The following is a 4,741-nucleotide window of genomic DNA, read 5'->3' as shown; positions in this document are numbered from 1 at the left end:
CCTGATAACATGTGAATTATAGGCTTCAATACATGATTAACTGTTAATTAACTATAGCATATTACATTTAATATAACAACAAAAATATTTTTTCTTATGAAAACACAAAATTTGAGTGGTTACATACTCAAACTTTTTTGAATGAATCATAACTCGTTTTCGGATTAGTGAACGTATGAAAATGCTTGCTTGTGAAATCCTACCGTTAAGAAAGGATGGTAAATATGGACAAAAAGCTGAAAAAAGACAATGATTCGCTTCTTACAAACCGGTTCACTCCCGGCGAAAATCAATACTTGAACGACAAATCGGAAGTAAGTCCTTCAGATTTTATTCTGGGCGAAAATGTGAAATCGGTCAAAGAAGATCATGATGACGGAGAAGAATATACATTTCTCTATTGGCAGTAATCGCACATTTATGTGTGAATCCAGAAAGAGCCGCTTGTCGTGGCTCTTTTTATATTTGTGTAAACTCTATATGATTTTTCGCTTTTATTGGTCAAGCCTCTTACTTTGGTAAAAAAATACTATTGCGCTATGTTTTTCCCTAATGCAAAATAATTGTACAAGGATTATTTTTTTTAATTAATTCGCAACTTTTTCCTTAGAGAAACATAATTAGATAAAGGGAAAACAAAAGATCATGCAAAAAGAAAAGGAGGCTGGAGGAAGTGATTTTTAAAAAAAATTTTTTGTTGAGTATGATTCTCTTTCTTATGGTCGGTATGCTGATGGCATGTTCACCGCAAAAGACCGTACAGGGAACGGAAGAGAAAGGAAAAACAGACGGGAAAATTCAAGCGGTAGCGACTATCGGAATGATTTCGGACATTGTGCATAATGTCGGGGGCGAGCATGTAGCGGTGGAAGGATTAATGGGTCCGGGAGTTGACCCGCATCTGTATAAAGCGACACAGGGAGACATTGCCAAGTTAGAGAAAGCCGACATTATTTTTTATAACGGCCTTAATCTTGAAGGAAAGATGGCGGATATTTTTGTTAGGATGGCGAGCCAGAAGCCGGCCATTGCTGTTTCCGAAAAAATTGAGGAGAAAGTGCTGCGTGAGCCGCCAGAATTCGATGGGCATTACGATCCGCACATCTGGTTTGATGTAAAGTTATGGATGCAGGCGGTCGAGCGTGTATGTGACGGGTTAATTGAGCTGGATGGTGCCCACAAAGCGGATTATGAAAAGAATGCGGCAGCGTACCTGAAGAAGCTGGAGGAGCTTGACAAGTATGCGCGTGTGCAGCTTCAATCTATTCCGCAGGAGTCACGTGTTCTCGTTACCGCTCACGATGCGTTCGGCTACCTCGGTGATGCATATGGCATGGAAGTCGTAGGCCTGCAGGGGATTAGCACGGACGCCGAGTACGGGCTGAGGGATGTACAGAATTTAGTCAATCTTCTGGTAACGAAGAAGGTAAAAGCCGTTTTTGTAGAGTCCAGTGTTTCACCTAAAGCTATTGAAGCCGTTGTTCAGGGAGCGAAGGAAAAGGGGCATGACGTAAAAGTCGGCGGTGAACTATTCTCGGATGCGATGGGCGAAGCGGGTACGGAGGAAGGAACGTACATCGGAATGGTCCGCCATAATGTCGATACGATTGTGAAAGCTTTGAAATAAAGGGGGAACCGCAAATGACGTCTGCTGTTACCGTAGAAAATATGACGGTTGCGTACCATAAAAAGCCGGTGCTTCGCGAAATCAGTTTTGAAGCACCTGAGGGAAAGTTAATTGGGATTATGGGGCCGAACGGAGCAGGTAAGTCTACATTAATCAAAGGTATTTTGGGTCTCGTTCCGCTTGCTTCCGGAAAAGTGGGCATCTACGGAAAACCTTACAAAATCCAACGGAAGCTGGTCGGGTATGTTCCGCAGCGGGAGTCGGTTGATTGGGATTTCCCTACCAGTGCGCTTGATGTGGTACTAATGGGCAGGTACGGACACGCAGGCATGTTTCGGCGGCTGCGTGCTGCCGATCGGGAATTTGCATTCTCATGTCTTGAGAAAGTAGGGATGAGTGACTTTGCCGACCGTCAGATTAGCCAGTTATCCGGCGGACAGCAGCAGCGTATTTTTCTCGCCCGTGCACTGGCCCAGGACGCAAGTGTATACTTCATGGATGAACCATTCGTCGGAGTAGATGCGGCGACGGAAAGAGCCATCGTTTCGCTCCTTAACGAATTGAAGAAGCAAGGTAAGACGGTTCTTGTCGTCCACCATGATGTGCAGACTGTGACGGATTACTTTGACTGGCTTCTCCTGGTTAACTTGAGAAAAATCGCATTTGGCCCGACAGAGGAAGTGTTTACGAGTGAAAATTTGCAGAAGGCATACGGAGGCCGCCTTTCATTTACGGAAACACTTGTTCCTTCGGCCGGAATAAAAAGCTAGGGGGCGGCAGAATGGAGTTTTTGCTTACCTTACTATTTGATCCAAATACGAGATGGGTGGTAACCGGATGTATGCTATTGGGCATTAGCAGTGGGGTGCTTGGCAGCTTTGCGCTGCTGCGCAAGCATAGTCTGGTTGGCGATGCGGTTGCTCATGCTGCGCTTCCCGGCATCTGCCTGGCTTATATGCTGTACGGAGAAAAAAGCATCGGTCTTTTCATGGTGGGAGCCACCGCTTCGGGGTTGCTGGGCACGTTGTGCATCAGCCTCATCTCCAAATATTCAAGAATCAAGCCGGATGCCAGCCTGGGGATTGTGCTATCGGTTTTCTTCGGTTTCGGAACCGTGCTACTTACCCGAATTGCACAGACAGGAAAAGCGAATCAGAGTGGTCTTGACGCTTTTCTATTCGGAAAAGCGGCTTCCCTTGTCCAGGCTGATATTGAGGTAATGATGGGAGTGGCTGCTTTCCTGATCATTGTCTCATTCCTGCTCTTTAAAGAGTTCAAATTGCTCTGTTTTGATCCGGGTTTCGGGCGGGGGATCGGTTTTCCCATGGGATTCTTAGGTACCGTTTTAATGCTGATGATTGTACTGACCGTCGTTATCGGGCTGCAGGCCGTAGGTGTGGTTCTGATGGCCGCGATGCTGATTATTCCGCCGGTCGCCGCCCGTTATTGGACGGAGCGGCTGCACCGAATGGTGATAATATCCGGAGTTTTCGGTGCGGCTTCCGGAATCGTGGGCACTTTGCTCAGCGGATTTACGCCCCAGCTTCCTACCGGACCGGTCATCGTTCTGTCGGCCTTTCTTCTGTTTATCGTCTCGCTGTTTTTTGCTCCGCGCAAGGGATTGGTGGCAAAGGCTCTGCATACTGCGAAGCTGCGCCGCAGGGTTGCTGTTCAGAATATTTTGCAGTCCTTGTATGATTTGACGGAACGCACAACTGCATCGGGCATCCGGACTGACGGTTGGGGATTTAGCGAAGAAGAAATTTATCATTTGCGACCGCAGGGAAGCCGGCAAGCTAGACGTGTTTTGTCCTACTTAAAGAAGCGCGGCTGGGTGCAAATGCTTGAAGATAATCAGGGAAACAAAAGATGGGCACTAACCGATCGGGGAGCCGATGAAGCGTATGCGATTACTCTAAATGAGAGGCTGTATGAGATGATACTAATGTATCCATCACGTTTTGGCAGCGTGAAGTTGGAGCAGGAGGGAGACCGGATACAGGATTGCGTATCGCCTGATATTCTACAGGAGCTAAAACTCCTGCTTACAAAACATAACCATCCTGTGCTGCTTCCACAGGTGAAATACGGAGCAGACCTTTCCTATACTGAATGTCATCAAGCTGTTACTTCCAGAGGAGGAGATGCATGATGTCGCACGCATTCTGGGTAATGGCCACTGGTTCGCTTGTCGCCGCTTCCTGCGGCTTTATCGGCTGCTTTCTTCTGCTGAGACGTATGACCATGCTGGGGGATGCGATTAGCCATGCCGTTCTACCCGGTATTGTGGTTGCTTTTTTGGTAAGCAATAGTTTGGAAGGAATGACGATGCTGATAGGGGCAACTATTGTTGGACTCCTCACTTCCTTCCTGATTCAAACGCTGCATACGGGAGGGGTGCAGTCGGATGCGGCCATCGGCATCACCTTCACCTCACTGTTTGCCATAGGAGTCGTACTTGTCTCTATGTATGCTTCAGATATTCACCTGGATGTGCAGCATGTCCTATATGGCGAAATCGCCTACGTTCCGTGGGAGGTTGCGACGTTGGCCGGTATTGAAATGCCGCGGGCCGTATGGATGATGGGGGGCGTATTTGTTCTTTCTCTGCTGGTTGTTGGGCTCTTGTATAAAGAGATTAAGCTTTCCTCGTTTGATCCACAGATGGCTGCGGCTATAGGAATTCCGGTGCTATTGATTCACTATATACTAATGGCGCTTGTCTCCATGAATACCGTTGCCGCATTCGAGAGCGTAGGAGCCATTTTAGTGGTCGCCATGATTGTTGTACCTGGAGCAACGGCTTATCTGTATACAGATCGCCTGCATCTTATGTTAGGGTGTAGCATTGTGCTGGGTGTACTGTCTGCTGTAGGAGGATACAATCTCGCCGCTTATTTTGATGTTTCTATTTCAGGGGCAATGGTTACTGTTTCGGGCGCTCTCTTTTTTCTTAGTTTTTTGTTTTCTCCCCGTTACGGTGTAGCCTCTAGATATTTTACACAGCGCGCATTACGAAAGGAACATCAGAAGGAAAGCTAACGAAACGACCTGGCTCTCCTTTCCTCTCTTCCTCTTTCTTTTCTCCTGATTTTCACAGAAAACCACCATGGC

At 47.1% G+C, this 4,741-nt stretch carries 5 protein-coding genes; all 5 read left to right on the top strand.

What is annotated here, in order from left to right; translation table 11 throughout:
• The first annotated feature begins 224 nt into the window (after window positions 1–224).
• The 5 genes from ADA01nite_RS21015 (at window position 225) to ADA01nite_RS20995 (ending at window position 4,669) form a co-directional block, all read left to right on the top strand.
• On the top strand, window positions 225–410 hold the full coding sequence (locus tag ADA01nite_RS21015) for a hypothetical protein (RefSeq protein WP_146812387.1): 186 nt from the start codon (window positions 225–227) through the stop codon (window positions 408–410).
• Window positions 411–703: 293 nt separating this feature from the next.
• Window positions 704–1,627, top strand: a complete 924-nt coding sequence (locus tag ADA01nite_RS21010; RefSeq protein WP_146812389.1) for a metal ABC transporter solute-binding protein, Zn/Mn family — start codon at window positions 704–706, stop codon at window positions 1,625–1,627.
• Between the two features lie 14 nt (window positions 1,628–1,641).
• Window positions 1,642–2,397: a metal ABC transporter ATP-binding protein gene (locus ADA01nite_RS21005; RefSeq protein ID WP_146812386.1), complete on the top strand. Its 756-nt coding sequence runs from the start codon at window positions 1,642–1,644 to the stop codon at window positions 2,395–2,397.
• Between the two features lie 11 nt (window positions 2,398–2,408).
• Entirely contained in the window at window positions 2,409–3,779 is a 1,371-nt protein-coding gene (locus ADA01nite_RS21000; protein WP_146812385.1) for a metal ABC transporter permease, read from the top strand.
• Window positions 3,779–4,669: a metal ABC transporter permease gene (locus tag ADA01nite_RS20995; RefSeq protein WP_146812388.1), complete on the top strand. Its 891-nt coding sequence runs from the start codon at window positions 3,779–3,781 to the stop codon at window positions 4,667–4,669. The genes ADA01nite_RS21000 and ADA01nite_RS20995 overlap by 1 nt, the downstream gene beginning before the upstream one ends.
• Window positions 4,670–4,741: the final 72 nt, after the last annotated feature.

Source organism: Aneurinibacillus danicus (assembly GCF_007991215.1).
GTDB classification, from domain to species: Bacteria; Bacillota; Bacilli; order Aneurinibacillales; family Aneurinibacillaceae; genus Aneurinibacillus; species Aneurinibacillus danicus.
This window is presented reverse-complemented; position numbering and strand designations above follow the sequence as displayed.